Source organism: Fibrobacter succinogenes, from assembly GCF_902779965.1.
In the GTDB taxonomy this organism is placed as follows: Bacteria; Fibrobacterota; Fibrobacteria; order Fibrobacterales; family Fibrobacteraceae; genus Fibrobacter; species Fibrobacter succinogenes_F.
Genome location: NZ_CACZDK010000020.1, coordinates 18,916 through 42,319, shown reverse-complemented (window position 1 = coordinate 42,319; position 23,404 = coordinate 18,916). Strand labels below are relative to the sequence as shown.

Sequence of the window (23,404 nt, the reverse complement as noted above, 5' to 3'; positions counted from 1 at the left end):
GAATTCCCCTATCGAGCAACAGCCTGATTTGCCGTTTGAACTCGGTCACCCTCGCCCACCTTGGACATTCCCTTTACCACAACGGAATCACCATCGTCAATTCCCTGCACCAAAAGCTGTGAACCATTTCCTAGAGAGGTTTCAACATTTTTTCTCATCGTTTTTCCACCACGGACGACCCAAACAAAAGAGCGATTGTATTCATCCAAAAGCACCGCAGATGCGGGGAGTTCTACACCAGCGAGAGAATTTTTACTATCGATGAACATTTCCAAAAGCATTCCCGGCAAAAGCTCGCCACTCTTATTTTTCAGTTCAGCTTCGATTTGGTAAGAACGCGAAAGCGGATTAGCAGAAATTCCCTTATTTGTAATCTTCCCTTCAAAAGTTTTATCGCCAAGTGCACCGACACGGACTTCTACTTTGTCACCCACATTGAGCATAGCAACATCTTTTTCGGGAACGGAGGCAACCGCCTTGACCGTCGCGATATTCACAATGCGAAACACAGGAGAACTCGGTACAACATTCTGCCCGATTTCAAGCGATTTGCCCACAACAATTCCCGTTGCAGGGGCGTAAAGTTTGCAATCATCCAGCGCCTTTTGCGCAAGTTTCTCCGCAGCAATAGCCTGCCTATATTTACTTTCAACATCCATCCACTGGATTTCAGAAATGGTCTTGTTCTCATGCAACTTTTCCATACGGGCGCGCGCATCTTCCGCCTGATTTTTCAAAGCAGAGGCAATCTCCAAGGCACTCTTTGCAGAAGTATCATCCAAGGTCGCCACGAGCGCACCCTTGTTCATCTTTTTGCCTTCGGTCACATGCACCGACTTCACCGTCCCCGGCGAAGAAAAGCTTACCATCGTTGTCGCGACTTCGGCTATAGAACCCGCGTAACGCAACGAACTGCCGACATTTGAATTCTTAGCGACAATAGTCTCGACTTTAACTATCGGCGTTTGTTTCTGAGCGATTTTCTTGTCATTGCGAGAATTGAAGTCACTTTCGCAAGCAACAAGAGACAATATCAAAAGAGGAAGTATGTACAATTTCGTATTCATACTTTAAAAAATATGATTTAGGCTCGTCAATTATAAGGTTAAAATTTCGCCAAAAACAGAAATTTTTACCATAATTCAAACTTTTTAGTGACTTTTTAGGCAAAATTGAGGTAATTTTTACTAGGAGCAATTTTAAACATTTGTTATTCGATTTTATGAAAAGAAAGCCTACAAACGCAAATAACATAAAGAAAGCCGACCTTTCCCTATTAGATTTTTTGAAGCAGTCAAACACTGTTCCTGGGAAAATTGTCTTTTTTGAAAACATTGAAGGGCTAGACACATCTGGCTATTTTTACATACAAGGTCTTGCATTATTTTTAATTGAAAAAGGCCACAGCACAATCGAAGTGAACACAACGACATACGAGTTGGAAAAAGGCTGTATTTTTGTCGTATTTCCAGGGCAAATCATCCATGTTATCAGCATAAGCAATGACATTAAACCGTTATGTATCGCGTGTTCAATGGACATGATGAACGACTTAATGTCTCAAGTCAAAGACAGTTTACAACTTTTTCAGCATGCAAAACAATCGCCATTCCAGAAAAAGGATGGTGAAAAATTTGAACAAATAAAAAAATCGTTCAGACACCTGCAAGAAAAAATTAAACTCACAAAAGACAATCGCTACCATTATCAAATCATTAAGAACCTTGTACTATCCATTGCGTTTGAATGCATCGACATTTTAACAGAAAAAAGCATTGAGCCGCAAGGTTCTAATCGAAAAAAAGCTTTATTCAACGCATTTCTGCAAAAAGTCGAAGAAGAACACCGCCAAAATCACAGTGTCAAATATTACGCTGACGAACTTTTCATCACCCCCAAATACCTTTCTACAGTCATTGAAGAAATGAGCGGCAAAGGCGCAAAACAATGGATTGACGAATACATCGCCCTAGACGCCAAGGTTCTTTTACAATCAACGCAAAAAGACATTCAAGAAATTTCAAACGAGCTGAACTTTATTGATGTAGGCTTCTTCGGGAAATTTTTCAAGCGCATGACAGGGATGACGCCCAAAGCCTTCCGCGAGAAAAAGGAATAAGCGGTTCTCATTCCCTGAAAGCGGATACTGTTCCACGATTTTTCTGTAGTCCTTTGACAAAAATGTTAGACTTATCTAAATTTGTTAGACAATGGAAATAAAACTTTCAGACCACTTTACATATCCACGGCTACTACGCTTTGTTCTGCCATCTATTTTAACATTATTTTTCACTACAATTTACAGCATAGTCGACGGAATTTTCGTATCGAATTTTGTCGGTAAAACAGCATTTGCCGCAGTAAATTTCGTCATGCCGATTCTTATGTTTCTTGCTTCTGTCGGCGTAATGATGGGAGCTGGCGGCAGCGCCCTTGTTGCAAAGCTTTTGGGCGAACAGAATAAGGTCAAGGCAAATCAGGTCTTTTCGATGATTGTCTATACCATGTTCGCATTTGGAATCATCGTAAGTATTGCCATCTCGTTTTTCATGGAAAATATCGTATGCTTTTTGGGAGCAAACGGTGAATTACTTACTCAAGCAACCCACTATGGGCGCATTGCCGTTCTCGGCGGAACCGCGTTCATATTCCAGCATATTTTCTATTGTTTTTTTATCGTAGCGGAACGGCCAAAATTAAGTTTTATAGTTACGGTCGTAGCGGGCGTCACCAATATTTTATTAGACCTTGTTTTTATCGTCATTTTAAAATGGGGGATTTCCGGAGCGGCATTTGCAACGGTAATCGGCCAGATGGTTGGCGGGATTGTCCCCTTGATATTTTTCCTTTTGCCCAACAAGACTCCATTGAGTCTTGTAAAGCCTTGCTTTGATGGTTCAGCACTGTTAACGACTTCGACAAACGGTATTTCCGAATTGGTATCAAATATCGCCATGTCAGTTGTAAGCATGCTCTACAATTACCAGCTTATCAAATTCGCAGGCGATACAGGTGTAGCCGCTTATGGAGCCATTATGTATACAAGCTACATATTCTCAACCATTTATATGGGGTATTCATTTGGCAGAGCTCCTATCGTAAGTTATCACTACGGCGCTAGCAATACAGAAGAACTCAAAAATCTGTTCAGGAAAGATTTGGTCATCGTCATCTTCGCAGGCTTCTTGCTAACGGCAACCTCTGAAATTTTAGCATATCCACTCGCATACATTTTTGGAAGCTACGATCTCAATTTATTCGAAATGATCCGTCACGGCATATACATTTATTCTTTCGCCTATTTACTGATGGGAGTAAACTACGCAGGGTCCTCGTTTTTCACCGCTTTAAACAACGGGTTGGTCTCAGGCCTTATCTCTTTCTTCAGGACTTTCCTTTTTGAGATCCTAGCCGTACTCACGCTACCCATTGCATTCGGAGTCGATGGAATTTGGGCGTCGACCGTGGTTGCAGAAGTCGCATCATTTATATTTACGGCAGCTTGCCTTGTGCGATACCGAAAGAAATATGGTTACTATTGATTTTTTAAGTACGAAATACTACTCGGGGATCATGAACAAGAAACTCATTGCAATTTTTTACGCTATTCTAGCTGCCGCATTTTACGCATTGAACGTTCCTTGTTCAAAAATATTACTTGGTCATATTTCACCTGTTTTTATGGCAGGGTTACTTTATATCGGTGCAGGATTCGGTGTTGGTATTCTCTACTTATTTCACATCAAGCACGAGCCCCAATTAGAACGATTAGATAGGAACGATTTTCCTTACACGTTGGGAATGGTATTACTCGACATCGTCGCGCCCATTTTGCTTATGTTTGGCGTAAAGTACGGAACATCCAGCAATGCATCTCTGCTCGGAAACTTTGAAATCGTCGCGACAACACTGATTGCATTTTTCATTTTCAGAGAAAGAGTTTCTTTATGTTTATGGCTTGCCATTTTGTTTATTACGGCGTCCAGTTTCATCCTCTCGTTTGAAAATATCCAAGCTTTTAATTTTTCAATTGGTTCCATTTTCGTTCTCGGAGCGACCATCTGCTGGGGGCTAGAAAACAACTGCACCCGCAAAATTTCGGATAAAAGCACATACCAGATTGTGACCATAAAAGGCCTCTGTTCCGGAATCGGTTCCATCGTCGTTTCGCTTACTACAGGCGAAATGAATTTTGCCGCAAAATACATCCCGCTCGCCCTGCTGCTCGGCTTTGTGGCTTACGGTCTGAGCATTTTTACATACATCCGAGCACAAAAATATCTGGGCGCCGCAAAGACAAGTGCGTTTTACGCTATAGCGCCATTTATTGGCGTCCTATTTTCTGTCGTACTCCTGAACGAAAAAATCACGCTGCAATACATCGTGGCACTCTTGGTCATGATTATCGGGACGACGTTCGTCGTTTACGAAACACTTGACCGCACGCACTCTACATAATTCGATCGAGGCGCAAATCAGTGCGTTTTGACCAATTTATTGCATTTTTTAATTTTGCATTTTGTTATTCCGCTACACATTCAGCATCGCTTCTATCAATTTTTCCTGATTGCCTAACAGCGGATACTGTTCTACGACTTTTCCGTATTCCATGCGAACCACGGATTGACAACTGTTTAAAATAAATTCAGGGTCATGCGTAATCACGAGTAGCGTTTTTCCGCTGGCGGCAAGCTTTTTAAGCGTCGCAGAAACAGCAAGCATTTGCCTATAGTCAAGACCGCTTGTGGGTTCGTCAAACACAACAACATCGCACCCGCTCGAAATTCCGCTGCCGATAGCGACACGCTGTTTTTGCCCGCCCGAAAGAGCCATCGGATGATTGTCCGCATATTGTTTGAGATTGAGACCTTCAAGAATTTCAAGAGCCAACTTTTCATCTTGCGGTTTCATGCCGAGCAGGACTTCATCCAGAACGCTTTCGGTAAAAAGCTGATGGTTCACATCTTGCATAATCAAGTACGTGCCGCGCTTGCGAGCCGCACGCTTTTGACGCCAAGAGCCCTGCAATCCGCACAATACTTGCGCAAGCGTCGATTTGCCAGCACCGTTATGACCAATCAGCGCCGTAATTTGCCCACACGGGAGTTCAAGACGATCAATATCTAAAATCAGATGCTTGCGATGGTATGAGAAAGTGAGATTGTCGAAAATGATAGATTGCTTCGCTTCGCTCGCAATGACGTTATTTTTGTCGCTCGCAACATCGTCAATTTCACCGCTCGCAATGTCGTTATGTCGGTGCGCTTGCCGAACCATCCCTTCGCGCAATTGTTCCAAATTCATGCAACGCAGTCCGAGGCTTGCCGCATATTCCGGACCTTTCGCTTCTAGTTCCGCTGGAGTCCATTCGTGTGCAATGCTGCCGTCTTTTACATAGCAAATCCGGTCTGCAATTTCGCGCAAGTAATGGATGCGGTGTTCCACGACAACAACGGTCTTGCCGCGAGATTTCCAGAACTTGATAATTTCGGCGAGGTCTGCGACAGTTTTCAAGTCAAGATTAGCCGAAGGCTCGTCGAGCACAAAAATTTCAGGGTCCGTCGCCGCAACAGACGCACACGCGATTTTCTGTTTTTCGCCGCCCGAAAGGTTAAAAATGCTACGACCCAGCAAATGCTCTAAATGAAATTCCTGGACAACATTTTCCACGCGCTGTTTGATTTCTTCGGGATCCATTCCCAAATTTTCGCAACCAAAAGCAAGTTCGCAATCCGTATCAATGTTGAAAAATTGCGAACGCGGATTCTGGAAAACGGAACCCACGACTCTTGAAATTTCGGCAAGCGTCATATCGGCGGTATTCTTGTCGCCGAGCTGCACATCACCATCCATCGTTCCCGAATGGTAATGCGGAATCAAACCGTTAATGAGTTTTGAAATCGTCGTCTTTCCGCAACCCGACTCCCCCGCCAGCACAACGCACTCGCCCGAACGAATCTCCAAATTCAAATTCTTGAGAATCGCATCATCCAGGGAATCGGAGTAAGAAAAGGAAATGTTTTTTAAAGAAATGTTCATAGGTTGGGAAAGACAATTAAGACGGATTGTTTCGCTACGCTCGCAATGACGTAACAGCACTAATTACGGAGTAAAAACATTACAACCACAACAATACAATAAGCCCACACAGCAGCATCCGCCCAGCGGAACCCAATCTTTGCAACGCAAGTGCGTTTCGTATCCGTCGAGAGTCCACGCGTTACTGCGGCAATCGAAAGTTCATCGCCAATTTTCGTAATAGAAACCAAAAGCGGTACTAGCCGATATTCAAGAAACGCCACCGGATTTTTCAGCGTCCGCAAACTGAACAAACGGATTCCGCGCATCCGCATCGCATTGCCAATCGCACGGGATTCATCATACACCGTAGGGAAAAATCGAATCATCACAATTAAGGGTATCGTCACCTTGTTCGAAATATGCATCCGCGACATGCATGCCAAAAATTCATTGACCTTGGTAGTTGTTATCACATAATAAAGCACAACGCAGGCCGGCATAATGCGGTACATCAAAAACAACGACGCAAGAATTATCGTACCCGAGGTACCAATATCCAAATTTTTCACAAAATCAAAGAAAAAGCCAGCAGTCAAATAAACAAAAAAGAAAGCGCAAACAAATTTCCACTTTCCCTCAAATAATAGCAATATAGACGTTACAACAACCATCAACAAACTATAGAATAGTGGAGCGGTAAAAACCATGCCGTTTGCCACCACCGCTAAAAACAGTTTTGTACGCGGATCTAATGCAAACGCAAGATTCCTAGATTGCTTCGTCACTTCGTTCCTCGCAATGACGCTATTTTGCAAGTCCGATGCGTTCAAAATGCTTTTTCATCATGCGACGAGCAATGAATCCACCCACCACAGCGCCTGCGGCACCAAAGCTAAAAAGTCCAATCAAAGGCCAATAGCTGCTAGAAAGCTCCGCCAAATGAGCAATATAAGCCTTATCGCAAACAGAACTGCAATACGCCAAGTATTCTTCGGTCGAAGACCAAAGCGGAATCATCATTGAAGAAGGCACAAAACTAATCATCACATTAGCAAGCAGACATCCCACAAAATTCTTGTGGAACAGCTTTAAGCAAAGGCCCGCCAAAACGCCATACACCACGCAAAGCAAACCAAAAGAAATTCCGTGGCCAGAGAACACCATGACAACGCCAAAAAGCATGCAAAGCAACACGCAGCAAAGTAAAGGCCTTTCGACTTTCGAAAAGAAAAGGAATAGCGGGACGCTCGTCACCAAGCTCACTACGCATGTGGAAACCACAATAAACGCAGGAATAAAACCGATACTCGCTCCAAGTCCAGAAAGAGCAAGGTAAAGTGCACCAAAAATGCCCACGTTCACGAGGTCACGCACCAACGTATTCGAAGATTTTTTTCCAGTAGTTTTCATTTTCTTGTCATCCCCGACTAAGTTTGGTAAGCCCGCCGAACCATCGGGAATCTCCTTAAACAGTTCCAATTGTGGATACTTTTTTGGGGCAAAAATAGAGAAATTTTCCCATTAAATTCTACTCCATTTAGACGCAGTTTAGCCCCGTTTAACTTTTCGTACACATACTATATCCACCCATGTTTTTTCCGCGTCCGATTGGAGTAGAAAAACGCTACACGTTATATTATTTTCGGGCAAAATTTTTGGGAGGATGTTATGCAAGTTTCTCGAGTTAATAAAGTTTTCGCCCGCCTGGGGCGTTTTCAAATTAAATTCCGTTGGCTGATTTTACTTGCAACAATTCTTGTGACTCTCGCCGCATGCCTCGGGCTTCCGCAATTGCAAATGACCAGCAGCGAAGAAGAATGGTTCGATGATTGGGACAAAGTCAAAATTGACCAAGCGCACTTCAATAACGTTTTCGGCAGCGATGACGGCTACATGGTGATGGTCCGTGCTAACGATGTTTTCGCCCCCGAAGTTTTAAGCGCCATCGACCGACTTTCCAAGCGTCTCGAAAATGAGGTCCCTTACGCCGACCGCGTTGTTTCACTCACACACAACTTATCCATCCCTATTGCAAATAACGAAGGCTTCGAAGTCATCGACCCGTTCGAAAGCGGCATCCCGACAGATTCAGCACAGCTCGCCGCCAAGAAATCGCTCATCATGAGCCGAGAATCTCTCGTGAACAACATCGTCTCCGACGACGCGAAAGAAACATGGGTTATTCTCTCGTTGAAATCATACGAAGGAGGCATCGATTTCGGCAAAGACAGTATCGCGCCTTTCGCTCGCAACGTCATTCTCTCCGATGAATTCAAAAGCGACAAGTTCGAGATGCTCCCAACCGGCATGAGCTACACCGAAATGGAAGAAAACGAAGTCATCTCGCGTGAATGCGCTATGCGCATTGGTATTGGCTTTACCGTCATGCTTGCATGCCTTATTTTATTTGTACGTTCCTTGCGCGGAGTCATTGTCCCCGCCATCGCAACCGTCGGAGGAATCGCCTCAGTGCTCGGCGTAAACGCTTGGCTCGGTATCGTCGGCGACGAAAGCATGGTCGCACTCCCCATACTTTTAGGCATGGCACTTTCGGTCGGCTACTCCATCCATTACATCAATTCATTCCGCATGCACTTTAGGCGCACGGGCAACCGCCGCGAATCCGTGATAAACGCTGTCGAAGAAACCGGCTGGCCGATCCTCTTTACCGTCATTACCACCGTTGCCTCGCTGATTTCGTTCCTGTTCGCAGGCATCCGCCCCATCCGCTGGATCGGCGGCATTTCGGCAGGCATCGTCTTCATGGTTTATTTGTACGTCATTATCTTGATTCCGATTCTCATGAGCTTCGGCAAAAACGCAAAGCCCGACCCGACAGAAGTGAAAACGGCCGGCGCCACCAAGGCCGACATCCTCTTTGAATTCTTCGGTCGCAAAGTTTGCAGGCACAGCGGCATCATCGCTGCAATTTCCGCCGCCATAATGTTGTTGCAAATTCCAGGCGTGATGAACATTGACGTGAACATGGACTACACAAAAACGATGGGCGAAAAAATCCCGTTCGTCACAAGGCTTATGGACATGCTTAGCGGCAAACTCGGAAGCCTCTACGATTTCAACGTAATGATTGAATTCAACGAAAGTGATGCACTGAAAAATCCAGTCAACATGAAACGTATCGAATCCCTCGAACAAAAACTCGGCACGCTCCAGCTCACAAAAATTTCAGGAGACAAACCCCGCGTTCAATCCGTAACGCGGCTCGTGAAAGAAATGAACCGCACGCTGAACAGCGACAGCACAGAATACTACAAGATTCCCGATGCGCAGGACATGCTCACGCAACTGCTGTTCCTCTACGAAATTTCAGATGCCGACGCGCTCTTTGAACGCATGGACGAAGATTACAAAACGACATTCATCCACATAGAACTCTCTGGGTACGATGCCAAGAAAATCGTTGAAGACCTCGATTCCGCAAAATCGTACGCCGCGCAAATTTTCCCGGACGCTAAAACTTCAATCGTCGGCGAAGTCGTGAACTATGCCGAAATGAACGGCAAGCTCGTAAATGGACTGTTGCGTTCGTTCGGAGGTTCATTTGTCATCATCGCCATCATGATGATTCTCGCATTCGGGAGCATCAAGGCGGGCCTCATCGGCATGATTCCAAACGTCGCCCCCGTACTTTTAATCGGTGGCGTCATGGGCTATTCGGGAATGCCACTTGACATGATAACGATGATCGTCATGCCGATGATTTTGGGCATCGCCGTTGACGACACCATCCACATGAACAATCACATCAAATACGGTTACGAACGCACGAGCAGCTACAAAAAAGCGCTATTGCTCTCTTACCGCGAAATCGGAAAGACGATGGGTATGACAACATTCATTCTCTGCGCAATGTTCTTCGTGTTCATCTTCAGCCCCATGGGCGCACTGCACAACGTCGGATTACTCTCCATCATTGGTCTTGCAGCAGCCCTCATTGCCGATTACACGCTCACCACCGCCCTTGTGTACGTCACCAAGCCGTATGGGAGAGAGAAACGCTCGTAAAAAGATTTCAGCTACTCGATATATCCTTCTTGGTCGTAACACTTGTGATGTTTCTTGATTAGATTCACAAGCGGTTGAACTCTCGAATCGGTCACTTTCATATTCTCGAATTTCAGAATCTGGTTGTCGTAGCGTTCGCGGCTGCCGTTTTCAATGCGTTTTTCAGCATCATTTGGAACAAAGAAAGCGGAACGCTCCTCAAGTTTGGCATAAAACTCGGTAAGATAGATATTGATGCCAGCAAGGTCTAAATCGCCAAAATGCATATAATAATTGTCGTTGCCACAGAGCCAACGAATCAAATCACCGGACTGCGGATAGCGAGCTACAAATAGTAATGGTTGCGGCTTAACAAAGGGAACAATTTGTTTGAACAATGTTTTCTGCCGTTCAATATAGCGGAAATTTTCCATATTCTCTATGCCCACAACTATCACATTTTCTGGGACAAAGAAATTTTCGTAATCAGCGATAAAAACAAAGGATCCATCAGGCGGATTCAAATCAAAATGTTTTCCATTGAGACTCACTGGTATCGGTTCATAGCAGTTTACCAAGAACCCCTTGCAACTACGGGCAGTTCGAATTTTTGAATTACCTGTTGATACAGCTTGTTCCTTTCGCATGGCCAACGGTCTGATGCTACTTTCCGCCCAAGAAAGCCTACGATACATCTCTTCGCTTTTTTCTAAATCTTTGAACGCATCATCTCGAATGGCTAGATAAGCTCGTAAGGCATTTCCATTTGGAGCTTTGCAAAAAGAACCTCGTCCTTTTGGGAATGAAATCAGCAAACCTTCCTTTAGCAATTCGGCAAAAATAACTCCTTTACAGTCGCTTGCGGGGAGTTCATCTCCGTTGGCAAGAACTATCAATTTATTCAATAACGCTGTTGTAATATTGTACGCCAAATTACACTCCTAGAGCTCTTGTCATTAACGGCCTTACCACGGTTTGCGATTTTGCATTCTTTTCGAGCAAATACGTGTAGCGATATTCCGACACACTCTGCGTTGTAGGTGAGCCATTCACCAAATAAATGTTTCGACTATTCGCAAATTTCAAAATGCCATTTGCATTCTTCGGGTGGAGTTTTCCGATTTCGTCCATCATGCAGTGGAGTTTAAATTCGCCGAACTTGCGTGAAGCCTGCGTCTTGAAAACATTGATGAGCATGATGTTCACCATTGCTTTCACGAGTACATCCGTACCTTCGGAACCCACATTAGAAATTTTGTCAATCCATCCAGTATCGTTATCGTTTTCTTGTACGCGGAACTGCAAGCGGAATGCATCCGAAAGTTTTAATGTATTACGCGTCGGTTCGTCATTTAGTGACTTCACAAATTGCAAAAGCAAATCAACCGCTCCGCGATTCGCACTTTCCGTATCGCCCATTGAGAACAAGTTCAATTCACCCAACGCATACTGATTTTCTGCATAGAATCTCTGCATCGCAAGCATCAAACGCATCAGCTTGTCATTCGATTCTTCGGTACGCAAAGCGATACTCTTGATTACGCCTGCAAAATTCTTTTCGACAAAATCGCGATTAATATTCAAAACAATTTTCTCGATTTCAGATTTTTGACGCGTAACATCGCCAACTTCTTTTGCAACGCGAGCCAAAATGTCGGAATATCGACCGCTCGTACGTTTGCGATATTCCTCAATCTTTTCGTTCAACAAAAAGTCGCTCAAATTGTCCGCAAAATCCATGAAATCGCTTTCGCTATTCAATTCCATCTTGAACTTGAACGTGTTGCGTCTGGAAAAACGCCCCTTGAACTTGTTAATAGACATCTCAAGTTCCTTGCTTCGCTTTTGAGCGTTCATCAACGATTCCTTGAGTTCAGTCAAAATTTCAGTACAGAGCCGGGCATTCGGTGTTTCGCCAACGCTCTTTATATTTTCTGGGCAGAAACTTGAAACGGAGAATTTATCCGTTTCTTCAACGGACTCCTTCAACTTGCGATCCGTTTCGCGGTTCTGCTGCAAAATTTCATTTTGCTCCGCACGCTTCGCTTCAAGGCGTTCCTTGCGAGCATTGAACTTTTGTTGCAAATCGTTCAAACGACTTTCTAAATCGCGTTTTTCATTTTTGAATTCGTCATCATGGTCGAAGAATTCCTGCTTGTCGTATCGATAACGAGCGACCAAATCGCGATTCCGTTCTATTTCGTTTAGCTGTTGCTGTACATTATCAATTTCCGCTTCGCATTCCTTCAAAACGCTGACATCGACATTCTTATTTTTCAGCTCTTCGTCACGCTGCTGCAACAACAATTTACGTTCGTTTTCCGCTTCGTTCTTGCGTGTTTCAATTTCTGCAAGAATCTGCACGCGGAAATCATTAAACGCATTTTGAAGAGATTCATTTTCTTGCTGTTTCGCTTTTTCGTTTGCTTTCAGTTCGCGATTTTTATCTGCGATAATTTTATTCTGCTGTTCCTCGGCATTCAACAGTTTTTCAGAGATGACATTCTGTTGCGACTGAATTTCATTCTTACGTTTTTCAATTTTCGCAGCATCATCGCGATTCCATTTTTCGCGTTCATTTTCCAAACGCTTACGCTTTATCGGAATCTGCACGAGTTCATTTTCGGCGTTTCTGATATTTTCCAAAAGCGGCTTAATCTTAGGGGCATACGAGCGTTCTACCGCCGAATTATTCTTTTCAAGAGCATCCGACAATTCCGTCTGTTTTGACTTGTTGTCTTCAACGGACTTCAAAATTGATTTTTTCTCGGTCGCAATTTCTTCGGGCGTTCGCACACGAATCGGCAAATCTTCAAGATTGATTTTCACGCCGAAAAGAGCGTCTCCATCTACAAGTTCCGGAGAAAGATCCGTATTGTACAGAACCGATTCCTCATCGACTACCTTGCCAATAGAATTTTCCCAACCCGGTTTATTCTGGCTAAGCCATTCATAAAGCGAACCCTTTTGCCGTTCCAGCAAATCGTCAAGGCTTTTGAGCTGAGCGGCAAAGCCTCGATTTTCCGCAACCAAGGCATCATTCTCTTTTTCGTATTCAACGCGATTGCGTTCCAGCTCGGCATCTCGTTGAGCAGAAAGTTTGTTCAACTCCGCTTGGCATGCAGACTTCAGCACTTTTATTTCACATTCGTGAGCATTCAATGATTTCAGTTGTTCATCGCATTCATTAATTTTATCTTTAAACGGATGTTCATACAGAAGCCTTAGCAGCTCCTTTTCGCAAGCGACACGATCTGCATTCAAGGCATTAATTGTATTTTTTACGCTTACCAGTTTTTCATCAAACCGAGCAACAATCGTTTCTCGCATTTGTTCAAATTTTTCGAGCACCCGCTGCCGTTGTTCCAACAACTCCGCATTTTTATCGTTCAGGCGAATGTTCTGATTTTGCTTAAATTCTTCCAAAGCCCGCGAAACTTGTTTCAGCAAATTCTCAAACTTTTCGGCGACATCTTCATATTCACGAGTCAGGAGGCGGCGACGTTCTTCCAATCGTTCTTTCTCGATTTTCAAGGAGCCTTCGCGTTCCTGTTTTTTCAGAATCTCATCAATATTCTTTGCTTGGTATTCCTGGAATTTATCGCGACACTTTTTCAAATTATCCTTAACAAGCGTCAAGTCCGCATTCAAGCCGTCGCGTTCCTTGTGGAACTTGCCACTTTCTTCGCTTATAAGACGAATCGTTTCATTCAAAGCTTCATTCGATTTTTCAATTTCAATCGCAATCGACGGGAGTTGCTCTTTAGCCACGCGATAAGAATAATTCAGTTGCTTGCCACAATCCTCGATATTCTTTTTGAGTCCCAAAAGCGAATGATAAATTTTAACAACGCGGTCGGCATCAAACCGCGTCTCGCATTCTCCTCGCTTATTCGTCGTGAACCAAAGCCCGATATCGCTATATTCCTGCTCGAACTCCGAAACTTGATGCCTGAAATATCCCAAGTCGATAAACGAACTTTCGCTATCCATCGATTGAATTATTGTTTCCTTGATAAAATCTGCATCGAGTTTAGAGTTGAGGAAAACATTCTGAATGCTTCGCGGAATGTTCTGGTAGCGGCTACTTTCCGCAATCGAAAACTTGAAAAATTCCTTCCGCATCACCGCCTGATGGTTGCCGTAAATAATGTCGCGAAACATTTCGTAGCGATCGACAATCGGGCTCATATAGCAACCGTTCAACCGAGTGCGAACAGTCGCCATTTCAGCAGTCACTTCGCCATTATCGTCAATCAGCCATTCCTTTTTGTACGGCGAATCGATAAAACGGAATACCGCACGACCATTCGATTTGCTTACCAACACGCAGAATGCCGACTCATCGCGTTCCACTTCATAGACAACATAAGAATTTGACTGTTCAAAATAAAAATCGTCAAAAGACTTTTTCTCTTTTGGGATTCCAAGCTTTTGCTTGTCCGCATTGTAGAAAAAGAGAATTGCACGCAAAAGAGTACTCTTGCCCACGCCCTGCGTACCAATCAAATGAACATTACCGTTCAGGCCAATTTCCGCATAACGCACATGAGCACTGTTGATAAAGACAATCTTGTTAAGGGATCTCATTTTCCGCTCCCTCCACAATATTCAAACAATTCACCAATTCGTCGAGATAATGGAATGCAGATGTCACTTTGTACAATCCTTCCAAGTCGTTTTCCAATTCCACAAAACCCGCTTTCATCAAATCATCGGTCAACCTGTCGATTACATCAGCAAAAACTTTCTTGTCGGCATAAAGCTTGACCGCTTTATCCTTCAGTTCCATGTCGCATGAAATCCGTTCCAGAATTTTCGCCTTGGTAAAAACGAATCCTGAGCCGAACGCAGAATTGAAAGTTTTCAAAAAATCCAGACGGTCAATCCAGTCACAAAAACGCAAGAGCTTGTCAACCGCATTCACCCTCTGCTCATGCCGCGAAAAGTAAAAATACCCGTTACCACTCTCCAGCACAAAGCCGATACCTTCGTAATATTCACGGTAGCTTTCAAAATCATCTTCAATCTGGTCGAAATATGCACGGTTCGCCTGCGAAACGCTGTTCATCGAAATGAACGAGCCCTTGCTCAAAATGTCAAAAATTTCCTTGGAGTATTTCAGCATAAAAGAAAAATATAAAAGTTCAGCAGTACGCAGAGTAATTTTACCCGAAACATTCAATAATACGCAAAGTATTTCTTGTAAAAAAGCTCATGTTATTTTTAAGAGTTTATCGCATCCATTTATTGCGTCATTTTTTGATGCGATAATCCTGTGCATAGCACCTCTACTATCGGAGGGTACATCGCCGGACATTCGATTTGCAAAGAAAAACATCGTTGGCCACGAAAACCGTATGTCATTTCTCCGCAAGAATTTTTTCAAGTTCGCCCTGCAATTCCTCGCGTTTGGGGAGATAAAGTTGGTACTTGCTTACAAACAAATTGTTTTCTATGCCCTGCATCGCGTATTCCATCAACAACTGGTCCTTGTAGGCTCCGAGTACGATTCCGATAGGCGGATTGTCGTCCTGGGCGCAAACCTCTTTTTTGAAGAAATTCAAGTACATATTCATTTGCCCCACATCGTAATGCTCGATTTCGCCTCGTTTTAAATCAATAAGAACAAAGCACTTGAGATTGTAATTGTAGAACACCAAATCTACTTTGAACAGCCTGGCGCCAATTTGCATCTTGTACTGCCGTCCGATAAAAGCGAAGCCTTTGCCGAACTCCAACAAGAATGTTTGCAAGTTGGCGACAACCTTTTCCTCGATATCTCCTTCAAGGTATTTCTGTTCTTCGTTTACACCAAGAAATTCCAGAATATAAGGGTCCTTTACGATATCTTCAGGCTTTTGCGTTTGGACTCCTTGCTTGCTTATTTCCAGCACACCTTTTTTGTCCTTGCTCAAGGCAATCCTATGGAACAGCAGACTTTTCATCTGACGCTTGAGTTCCCTGACGCTCCAGTTCTCGTTTTCGCATTGTCTTGTATAAAAACCTATTTCGAGATCAGAATCAGCTTTTAAAATTTCAAAATAATGACTCCAACTCAATTTGTGAGACAGCGTCTCACGAATTGGAAATGCCGTAAAAAGTTTACGCATATAGATCAAGTTCGAACGACTGAACCCTTTTCCAAATTGCGCGGTCAAGTCCTTAGCGAGGTTATCCAACAGTTCTGCCCCATATTGGGCCTTCGCGTTGCCGCCTTGTTCATATTCTACAATATGACGACCGATTTGCCAATAGGTATTTACGAGAGTGGAGTTCACTGCTTGAAACACCTGTTTACGGCTTTCAATCAGCAATGAACCTATTTGCGTTACAAGATTCTTGTACCCATTGCTCTGGTTTTGGGGAATCTCTATTTCTTTTCCTGTCTTTTTCTTCATTTTTCACTCCAGCCCGCAAACAAGCTTGAAATTGCGGGTCTTTTCTTCTGCTTAGCAAATATACATTCTTCAAATGTCATATTATGACATTTTTCAAAATTTGCTCTTAAAATTTACCCACTGCCGACACTTTCTTCAATTCCTCCACTATCGGGTGGTATATCGCCGGAGTAACCTCGCCGTTCAATTCCTCGCTGAAAGTCCGCACACTCACATTTTTCGCATTTTCGCACAGCATTCTGCGCCATCTGTAAGGAATTTTCCACTAGGCCAGTGTTTCCAAGCATTTGTTGATTTTCCGAGGCAATGTAATCCTTCATTTTCTTGAACAAACATATTAGAGCGATGTTCTGACGCACAGCCAAATTGCCCTTGAGAATGTACATAAGCATATAAATGCCTTGCTCGGTAAACGTGTAGGGAGCGTATCTTTGCCGCCCCAACTTGAGGTGCAAATTTTGCACTCACTTCGGATATATCAGCGGATATTCGTACCCATACGCTTCTTCGTACTTGTCCGTAATTTCAAATTCGTCCGAGAACTGCGATGCAAGCTGACAAAAGAGCACCAGTTTTCCTTCCAAATCAATTTCGTAGGGATAACTGTAATTCATGACATAGTAAAACAAATCCGTACTCGTCGCCATGAATCCGTTTTTCATCTCGGTCTGATCGACCATCGGGATGACGATATTCTGTGCGGCAATTTCACTTTCGTCAAGCGGGTCTGCCAATTTTTTTCGAAGGTTGTTGCAGTTCTGCTTTCGGCCACGCACTTCACGCAATACAGAGAGTCCGTCGTCGCTTCCTCTCAGCCAATCGAGCGATACCTTGATTCTGTAGCCCACATTCGGTTCCATCCAAACAGGGTTTCGACTCGCCAGAACGTTCGTAACATCAGTATTCGTTTCGAGCACTTGCTGGTCGCGGAAATATTTCACCAAGCGAATCTTTTTCAATAGTTCGCTTTGGTAATCAATCAAGTTCAGATATTCGATAATCTGCTTTTCGATTTCTATTAAGTTGTGCGAAGACTCGTTCAAGTCATACCGCAAATCATCAACCACAATTCGCAAATCCGCATCCATCGCAATTTTAAAAAATGCAGCCTGATTGTCTATCACTTTTTCCGCTTCAATTATCTGCAACTTGATACCGTCGCGTTTTTCATCGAAATGCTTGAGTTTCGCCTTTTTGATTTTGTAATTTGGTTCGTTCTTGTAAGTGTTATCGACATTACGCTTCAAGTCTATGACGTTACGCTTTGTATTGAGTGCAATGTTTTTCAAGCTTCGACGCACTTCGCGCAAGTAATTGTACTTTTGCGATTCATTCGTTTCTTGCAAGTAATATTCGATAGTTTCGTTCAGATGGTCAATATTCGCCTTGACGCTTTCGACATTGATTTCTTCGTTGACTTCAAGAACCTCTTCGAAGAACTTGAGATAAACATCTTCAAGTTCCAAAAAATTTCCGTTGTCACGAATGATGCCATAATCCACCAAATACTGAATACGCGACATTTTGTAATCGACAAGTGGCTCCGCCAGATCCATGCGAAATGAGAGCGTTTTTCGCTTCGCAAACATTTCTTTTAGCAAAGCCTTCTCGCGAGAAAGAGCCTGAATGAGTTCATCGATGGAGCGAAAATTATTCATAGTCAGAAAATTATAAAAAAATCGCCCCAGCATTTAGCTAGAGCGAAACTTAGCGTTATCATTCCCGCGACCCGTGCAGCATAGCCGATGTAATGTGGGAATCTTCTTACGTCACCTTCAACTTCGTCATGCTTTTTGCGCAAATGCCCATGGTCGATACGTTGTGCAAGAAGGCAGACGTTGTCGGCGAGAGGAGCCCGAGAAAACCGCCTACAAGCAAGCTCGTATTGAACGTCACGATAAAGCGGTAATTTTCAGAGATGCGCTCCATCAGCTTTTGGCTCAAGAGGCGCAGTTCCACGAGGTCTTCGAGATTTTCGCGGCGGAGCGTCACATCGGCGGTTTCACGTGCAATGTCACTGGCATCGCTCATGGCGACAGAGACATTTGCCGCAGCAAGCGCAGGAGCGTCATTGATGCCGTCACCCACCATAATAACACGCTTGCCTTCGGACTTCATTTGTTCTACATAGCGGTGCTTATCTTCGGGCAAGACCTGCGCATAGAACGTATCAACGCCAAGATGTTCGGCAACGCGTTCAGCCGCATTTTGGCTATCGCCCGTAATCATCACCACATTCTTGATGCCACTTTCACGCAAGCCGCGAATTGCATCCACTGCTTCTTCGCGAGGAGGATCACCAATGCAAATGGCACCCGCCAATTCGCCACCAATGCCCAGGTAAATCACGGATGCGGCACCCGCCTGTTCGTCAATAACCGCCTGGTTCGCTTCAGAAACATTGACCTTTTCATCTTCGATGACAAAATGCTTGCTTCCGATAACCACGCGCTTGCCCTTGAGCGAAGTCGCGATACCGTGCGCCACAATGTACTGCACATCGGCATGTTCTTCGGCGTGATTGATATTGCGTTCCAGCGCGGCTTTCACAATCGCACGAGCCATGCTATGCGGGAAATGTTCCTCGATGCATGCCGCAATTTTCAAGATCCGCTTTTCGGAATATTCGCCGAACGGAATAATCTTTTCGAGACGCGGTTCCGCCTTCGTGAGCGTTCCCGTCTTGTCGAACACAATCGTATCGGCAAGAGCAAGTTCTTCCAGGTACTTGCCGCCCTTCACCGTCATGTCCATATCCGCCGCTTCACGCAATGCAGAAATCACAGAAATCGGAGTCGAAAGCTTAATGGCGCAAGAGTAATCCACCATCAAGATGGAAACCGCACGTGAGATATTCTGCGTCAGCAAAAGCGTAAGCCCAAAGCCAAGGAAACTGAACGGCACAATGCTATCCGCCAAATGTTCGGCACGGCTCTGCACGCTAGCCTTCAAGTCTTCACTACGGTCAATCAGTTCCACGATTTTCTGAATTTTCGTATTGCTGTTCACCGCAGTCACACGGACCACAATCGAGCCTTCTTCAAGAACCGTGCCCGCAAAGACGATTCGGCCGGCAGTTTTCATCACCGCCTTGGATTCGCCCGTCATCGTCGATTCGTTCACGAACGCCTCGCCTTCAACAACGCGACCATCCACAGGAATCATGCTTCCAGAACGGATGCGAACAAGGTCATCGACCTGCACTTCCTTCATATCCACCAAAGTATCCACGCCGTCTTTTACGACCCAGACCTTATCAACCTTGACAGCGAGGCTTCCCGTCAAAGCAGTGCGCGTACGCGCCTTGGTGTAATCTTCCAGCAAGCCCGAAACGCCCAAAAGGAACATGACTGTGCCTGCGGACTCGTAATTTCTCTGGAGCAGGCTAGCGCCAATTGCGGCACCGTCCAATACATCAACAGTGAGGTTTCCGCTCGCAAGCGTCGAAATCCCGCGAGCCACATAACGCAACCCGCGAACAACCGTAATTGCAGTGCGAATCGGGAGCGGCAAAAAACAACGCGACAAATAGCGCCTTGCAATCATCATCGCAAGGTTGTTTTTAAACCCGTCGTCCAAAGCTTGCAACTGGTATTCCGTTTCACCGTCGCATTCGGGCAATTCTTTGGGATTGAGCGCACTTACAAAATCAAGAATCTGCTTACGGCTCGTCTCGAAATCACCCGCCTTGGCGGAATATTCAAAAAGGAGCCCGCCATTGGCGCTGTGCACTACAACACTTTTAACGCAAGGCTCATTCAAGCAAGCCTTGTGAATGCGCGCTTCATAATCACGTTCAAAAGCGTACGCCCCAGCACGCAAGCGAAGGCGACCCGGCTTATCGTAAACGATTCTGAATTTCATTTTTTAGTGGTTACCTTTGACCACTTAGTGCTTCAGCACTTATGTGGGCATGGCCACCTTTAGGTGGGTGATTAGTGGTTGACGCAGTTGACATCAGCAAATGCAGTCTTTTTTGCATACACTGCCTACTGTCTACTAACCACTGTCTACTTATTCAATCCCGCTTCTGCCTTGGCGTCGTTGCAGATATCGTTGGCTTCGTCCTTCATATCCTGGAATGCAGCCTTGGCGTCAGCCGTGAACTTCATGCCATGAGCAAGTCCCTGAACGGCAAGTTCGCGGGTTTTCTTTGCCTTGAGCACTTTCTTAGCGACAGCGGAACCCACAGCGCCAGCAATTACAAGCCAGAATTTTTCATTCTTGAACACAGACATATCATTCTCCTTATTAAAGAAAAATCAGCGGAGCACTTGCCCGCTTTTTAAAAATTAAATACTCTCCCCTCCGATTGCAAATTACAAATAAACTAAGCACATAACTCACGAGACCCCGCATCCCAGTTGAGTTTCACACGACTGACGCTAACATTGTTAGTGAATTTCTAACAATGTTAGACTCTCTAATTTTGTTAGAGAGTCTAACATTTTATGGATCATCGAAACTCAATAATCACGAAAGCGCAAGGACCTTGCCGAGCTCACGGCACTTTTCCTTGCCTGCGTCATCTGGAGCGCCTTCAATTGCGAGCGGATCATCAGCAAGCACAAGGCCCGCATTTGCGGCATCTTCTTTCCACGGATTCATCCATTCACCGCCACCCCAGCCATAAGAGCCAAAAAGCACCACCTTTTTGCCCGAAATTTGCGCCTTCAGCTGATTATAAAGCGGCTGGAATTCGCTATCTTCAAGCTCTTCGGCACCCATTGCCGGACAACCCAAAGCAAACTTGTCAAATTCCTGAGCCTTATCTACACTAAAATCAGACGTATTGAAAAGCGTCACTTCGGCGCCAGCTGCACTCGCACCCGCGACAACTTCATTCGCCATGACTTCGGTATTTCCCGTTCCTGTCCAATAAATAACAGCAATTTTATTCATTTTGTTTTCCTTTTTTATCGGTTAGTTAACATGCCACAGTTAAATCCGTTAAAGAATCGCCCTGTTCAAACCTCTCATTGAAAATCTTGTGACATTTTTTGTAAACATCAAAGATATGCATCGAATTCGGCACATCGTTATAAACTTTCCAACATCCAATCAACTTGTAATTTTTCCCGCCATACGCAATAAAATCTTTCACATCATCTAACGGATATCCCAAAAAAACGCCTACTTCATGCGGAAAGCAAACAGAACGCGCCATGCGCATCTGGAAAAAATTCAATAACGATTCCACATCAAATCCGATGTAGCCAAAACCTTTCAAAAAATTCCTAATCTCACAGGAATTACTCAACTCCTGTAAAGCGCTATTCCGATAAACATATATAAAATAACGGCCACAACGTTCAGCAACAATGCGAGCCGAAACGCCCTTTGGATTCAACACCCGATTCCAACGAGCCAAAATATTACAAAGCAAAACTCCATCAGTATCATCAAGGCAAAACAGATTAGCCGTTTTAAGGCCGGCAAGCGTCGGTGCACAATGGCGAACTAGGCGAGAATCGATATTTTCAATCATGAACAACCTAAGCAAAAGCAAAAAAAAATCCCGCCTACGACTTCCGCCGTAGGCGGGATAACCTATCCAGCATATATGAGGTAACGAATCTTATACACTAGCTGAGGTTCTATGGCAAAATTTTCTTTATTCTTATTTTAGAAATCTACAAACCCAAATGCTACTCCAAATAGACTTGAAACAATCCAAAAATTAGACATGTCTAACATAAAGAAAAATCCCGCCAACAATTTTCATTGCGGCGGGATTTTCATCCTATGGCAAAAAATCTATAAATAGTTTATTAGAAAGCAAATACTGTTTCAAGACCAAGCTTGAGACCAGCGTCATCAGCATCGTCACCGACCGGAATATTCACCTTAGCAAAGCCAGTCACATCAAGTCCTTCAACAGGAGTGAAGTAAGCACGGAGACCTACGTTAAACGTAGAAGTGTCATCATCTTTCTGCAACGTATTCGTGTGGTATTCAAGCGGAAGACCAAGAGCGATAGCGTCATTAATCTTCACGCTCGGTTCACCATAAGCAAAGAAGTATTCCGGAATTTCTTCGCCGTGAACAGTCGGATTCTTCTTGTCAATAATGGCATAGAACACAGAGCCCTTAATGTTTACCTTGCCCAAGTCCAAAGAAGGTTCAGCAAGGAAAGCATGCGTTGCCTTCGGATCATCTTCCTTGAGCGCATCCACATGCAAGCCGTAAACGAAGTGGAATGCAAACGCATCGAACTTCAGATTAGCATCAAGACCAGCATGCAATTCGTTGTGCTTTGCTTCCTGATAGGATTTGTAATCAAAGAACGGACGCAACACATGTTCGCCAAGGCCGAGTTCGTAAGCAAGGTGAAGGTCATAGGCAACGCCTACGCATTTTTCTTCACCATCTTCTTCAGTACAAATCTGATTGTCGTTGTCGCCGCGACCAAAGCCGAGGCCAAAAACAAGGCCGTTATAGTCAATTTCGAATCCTCGGATATCGTGTTCAGCCATACCAGCAGCGTTATCTGCCGGGTCATCATAATCGTAGAAGTTGAGGAACGCGCCTTCCGAGAAGGTCAAGTCGCCAAACTTCACGGCAAACTTATCGCTATGCGTGTACTGGACGAATGCGCCATTGTAAATCGCAGTCGGATCCGTTGTTTCGCCATCAGCTTCGAGCTGTACGGATGCAGACCATTTTTCGTTAAGCTTAACATCAACATTCAAATCAAAAGTAGAAGCGTAGCTATGGCTCTGCTTATCGTCATTAATTACATCGCCCGTGTATGCGTCAAATTCAACTTCACCAGAGAACTTGACTTCCGGGCCTTTAGATGCTGTTTCAGCTTCCTGAGCGAGAGCCGGTACGGCAAGGATAGATGCAGCAGCAAGACCAAACAAGAGGTTGGATGTTAAACGAGTTTTCATTTTTTACTCTCCAATGACGGTTTTTTATTTTTTTTGTAACACCCCGTCTAAGCTTTTACATTTTGTGTTACAAAATCCTTGGCT

19 protein-coding genes are annotated in these 23,404 nt (G+C 44.4%); 4 read left to right on the top strand and 15 right to left on the bottom strand.

Going from position 1 to position 23,404, the window contains the following annotated elements:
• Positions 1 to 8: 8 nt before the first annotated feature.
• On the bottom strand, positions 9 to 1,067 hold the full coding sequence (locus HUF13_RS10325; RefSeq protein WP_173475052.1) for an efflux RND transporter periplasmic adaptor subunit: 1,059 nt from the start codon (positions 1,065 to 1,067) through the stop codon (positions 9 to 11).
• A 155-nt stretch (positions 1,068 to 1,222) separates the two neighbouring features.
• On the opposite strand from HUF13_RS10325, the gene HUF13_RS10320 reads away from it, so the two are divergent.
• The 3 genes from HUF13_RS10320 to HUF13_RS10310 all read left to right on the top strand — a co-directional run bounded on the left by HUF13_RS10320 (position 1,223) and on the right by HUF13_RS10310 (position 4,458).
• Positions 1,223 to 2,119: an AraC family transcriptional regulator gene (locus HUF13_RS10320; RefSeq protein WP_173475051.1), complete on the top strand. Its 897-nt coding sequence runs from the start codon at positions 1,223 to 1,225 to the stop codon at positions 2,117 to 2,119.
• A gap of 91 nt (positions 2,120 to 2,210) precedes the next feature.
• On the top strand, positions 2,211 to 3,542 hold the full coding sequence (locus HUF13_RS10315) for an MATE family efflux transporter (RefSeq protein WP_173475050.1): 1,332 nt from the start codon (positions 2,211 to 2,213) through the stop codon (positions 3,540 to 3,542).
• 31 nt (positions 3,543 to 3,573) lie between these two features.
• Positions 3,574 to 4,458 carry a DMT family transporter gene (locus HUF13_RS10310; RefSeq protein ID WP_173475049.1) on the top strand — a complete coding sequence of 295 codons (885 nt, stop codon included), beginning with the start codon at positions 3,574 to 3,576 and terminating at the stop codon, positions 4,456 to 4,458.
• 72 nt (positions 4,459 to 4,530) lie between these two features.
• Here HUF13_RS10310 and HUF13_RS10305 read toward each other — a convergent pair whose 3' ends face one another.
• From HUF13_RS10305 to HUF13_RS10295, 3 genes are read right to left on the bottom strand one after another with little or no spacing between them, the layout of a single operon-like run.
• Positions 4,531 to 6,039 (bottom strand): ABC transporter ATP-binding protein, encoded by a 1,509-nt coding sequence (locus HUF13_RS10305; RefSeq protein WP_173475048.1) that lies wholly within the window; start codon positions 6,037 to 6,039, stop codon positions 4,531 to 4,533.
• Between the two features lie 59 nt (positions 6,040 to 6,098).
• The gene (locus HUF13_RS10300) at positions 6,099 to 6,851 is read right to left on the bottom strand and encodes an energy-coupling factor transporter transmembrane component T (RefSeq protein WP_304039079.1); all 753 of its coding nucleotides are present in this window, start codon (positions 6,849 to 6,851) and stop codon (positions 6,099 to 6,101) included.
• Positions 6,826 to 7,431: an MptD family putative ECF transporter S component gene (locus tag HUF13_RS10295; protein ID WP_173475047.1), complete on the bottom strand. Its 606-nt coding sequence runs from the start codon at positions 7,429 to 7,431 to the stop codon at positions 6,826 to 6,828. The genes HUF13_RS10300 and HUF13_RS10295 overlap by 26 nt, the downstream gene beginning before the upstream one ends.
• A gap of 258 nt (positions 7,432 to 7,689) precedes the next feature.
• Between HUF13_RS10295 and HUF13_RS10290 the strand changes: the two genes are divergently transcribed.
• Positions 7,690 to 10,047 (top strand): RND family transporter, encoded by a 2,358-nt coding sequence (locus HUF13_RS10290; RefSeq protein WP_173475046.1) that lies wholly within the window; start codon positions 7,690 to 7,692, stop codon positions 10,045 to 10,047.
• 11 nt (positions 10,048 to 10,058) lie between these two features.
• Here HUF13_RS10290 and HUF13_RS10285 read toward each other — a convergent pair whose 3' ends face one another.
• The 11 genes from HUF13_RS10285 to HUF13_RS10235 form a co-directional block, all read right to left on the bottom strand.
• Positions 10,059 to 10,958: a hypothetical protein gene (locus HUF13_RS10285; RefSeq protein ID WP_173475045.1), complete on the bottom strand. Its 900-nt coding sequence runs from the start codon at positions 10,956 to 10,958 to the stop codon at positions 10,059 to 10,061.
• A 1-nt stretch (position 10,959) separates the two neighbouring features.
• The gene (locus tag HUF13_RS10280) at positions 10,960 to 14,616 is read right to left on the bottom strand and encodes an ATP-binding protein (RefSeq protein ID WP_173475044.1); all 3,657 of its coding nucleotides are present in this window, start codon (positions 14,614 to 14,616) and stop codon (positions 10,960 to 10,962) included.
• Positions 14,603 to 15,151, bottom strand: coding sequence for a hypothetical protein (locus HUF13_RS10275; protein ID WP_173475060.1), 549 nt, complete (start codon positions 15,149 to 15,151; stop codon positions 14,603 to 14,605). The genes HUF13_RS10280 and HUF13_RS10275 overlap by 14 nt, the downstream gene beginning before the upstream one ends.
• Before the next feature lie 238 nt (positions 15,152 to 15,389).
• Entirely contained in the window at positions 15,390 to 16,427 is a 1,038-nt protein-coding gene (locus tag HUF13_RS10270; RefSeq protein ID WP_173475043.1) for a YhcG family protein, read from the bottom strand.
• A 113-nt stretch (positions 16,428 to 16,540) separates the two neighbouring features.
• Entirely contained in the window at positions 16,541 to 16,819 is a 279-nt protein-coding gene (locus HUF13_RS10265; RefSeq protein WP_173475042.1) for a hypothetical protein, read from the bottom strand.
• A gap of 72 nt (positions 16,820 to 16,891) precedes the next feature.
• A complete protein-coding gene (locus tag HUF13_RS10260; RefSeq protein WP_173475041.1) occupies positions 16,892 to 18,085 on the bottom strand; it encodes a hypothetical protein in 1,194 nt (397 codons plus the stop codon).
• Positions 18,086 to 18,191: 106 nt separating this feature from the next.
• A complete protein-coding gene (locus HUF13_RS10255) occupies positions 18,192 to 20,291 on the bottom strand; it encodes a heavy metal translocating P-type ATPase (RefSeq protein ID WP_173475040.1) in 2,100 nt (699 codons plus the stop codon).
• 146 nt (positions 20,292 to 20,437) lie between these two features.
• A complete protein-coding gene (locus HUF13_RS10250) occupies positions 20,438 to 20,665 on the bottom strand; it encodes a DUF1490 domain-containing protein (RefSeq protein ID WP_173475039.1) in 228 nt (75 codons plus the stop codon).
• Positions 20,666 to 20,900: 235 nt separating this feature from the next.
• Entirely contained in the window at positions 20,901 to 21,329 is a 429-nt protein-coding gene (locus HUF13_RS10245; RefSeq protein WP_173475038.1) for a flavodoxin, read from the bottom strand.
• Between the two features lie 25 nt (positions 21,330 to 21,354).
• Positions 21,355 to 21,915, bottom strand: a complete 561-nt coding sequence (locus HUF13_RS10240; RefSeq protein WP_173475037.1) for a DUF3793 family protein — start codon at positions 21,913 to 21,915, stop codon at positions 21,355 to 21,357.
• Positions 21,916 to 22,198: 283 nt separating this feature from the next.
• Positions 22,199 to 23,320 carry a porin gene (locus HUF13_RS10235; protein WP_173475036.1) on the bottom strand — a complete coding sequence of 374 codons (1,122 nt, stop codon included), beginning with the start codon at positions 23,318 to 23,320 and terminating at the stop codon, positions 22,199 to 22,201.
• Between the last annotated feature and the right edge of the window lie 84 nt (positions 23,321 to 23,404).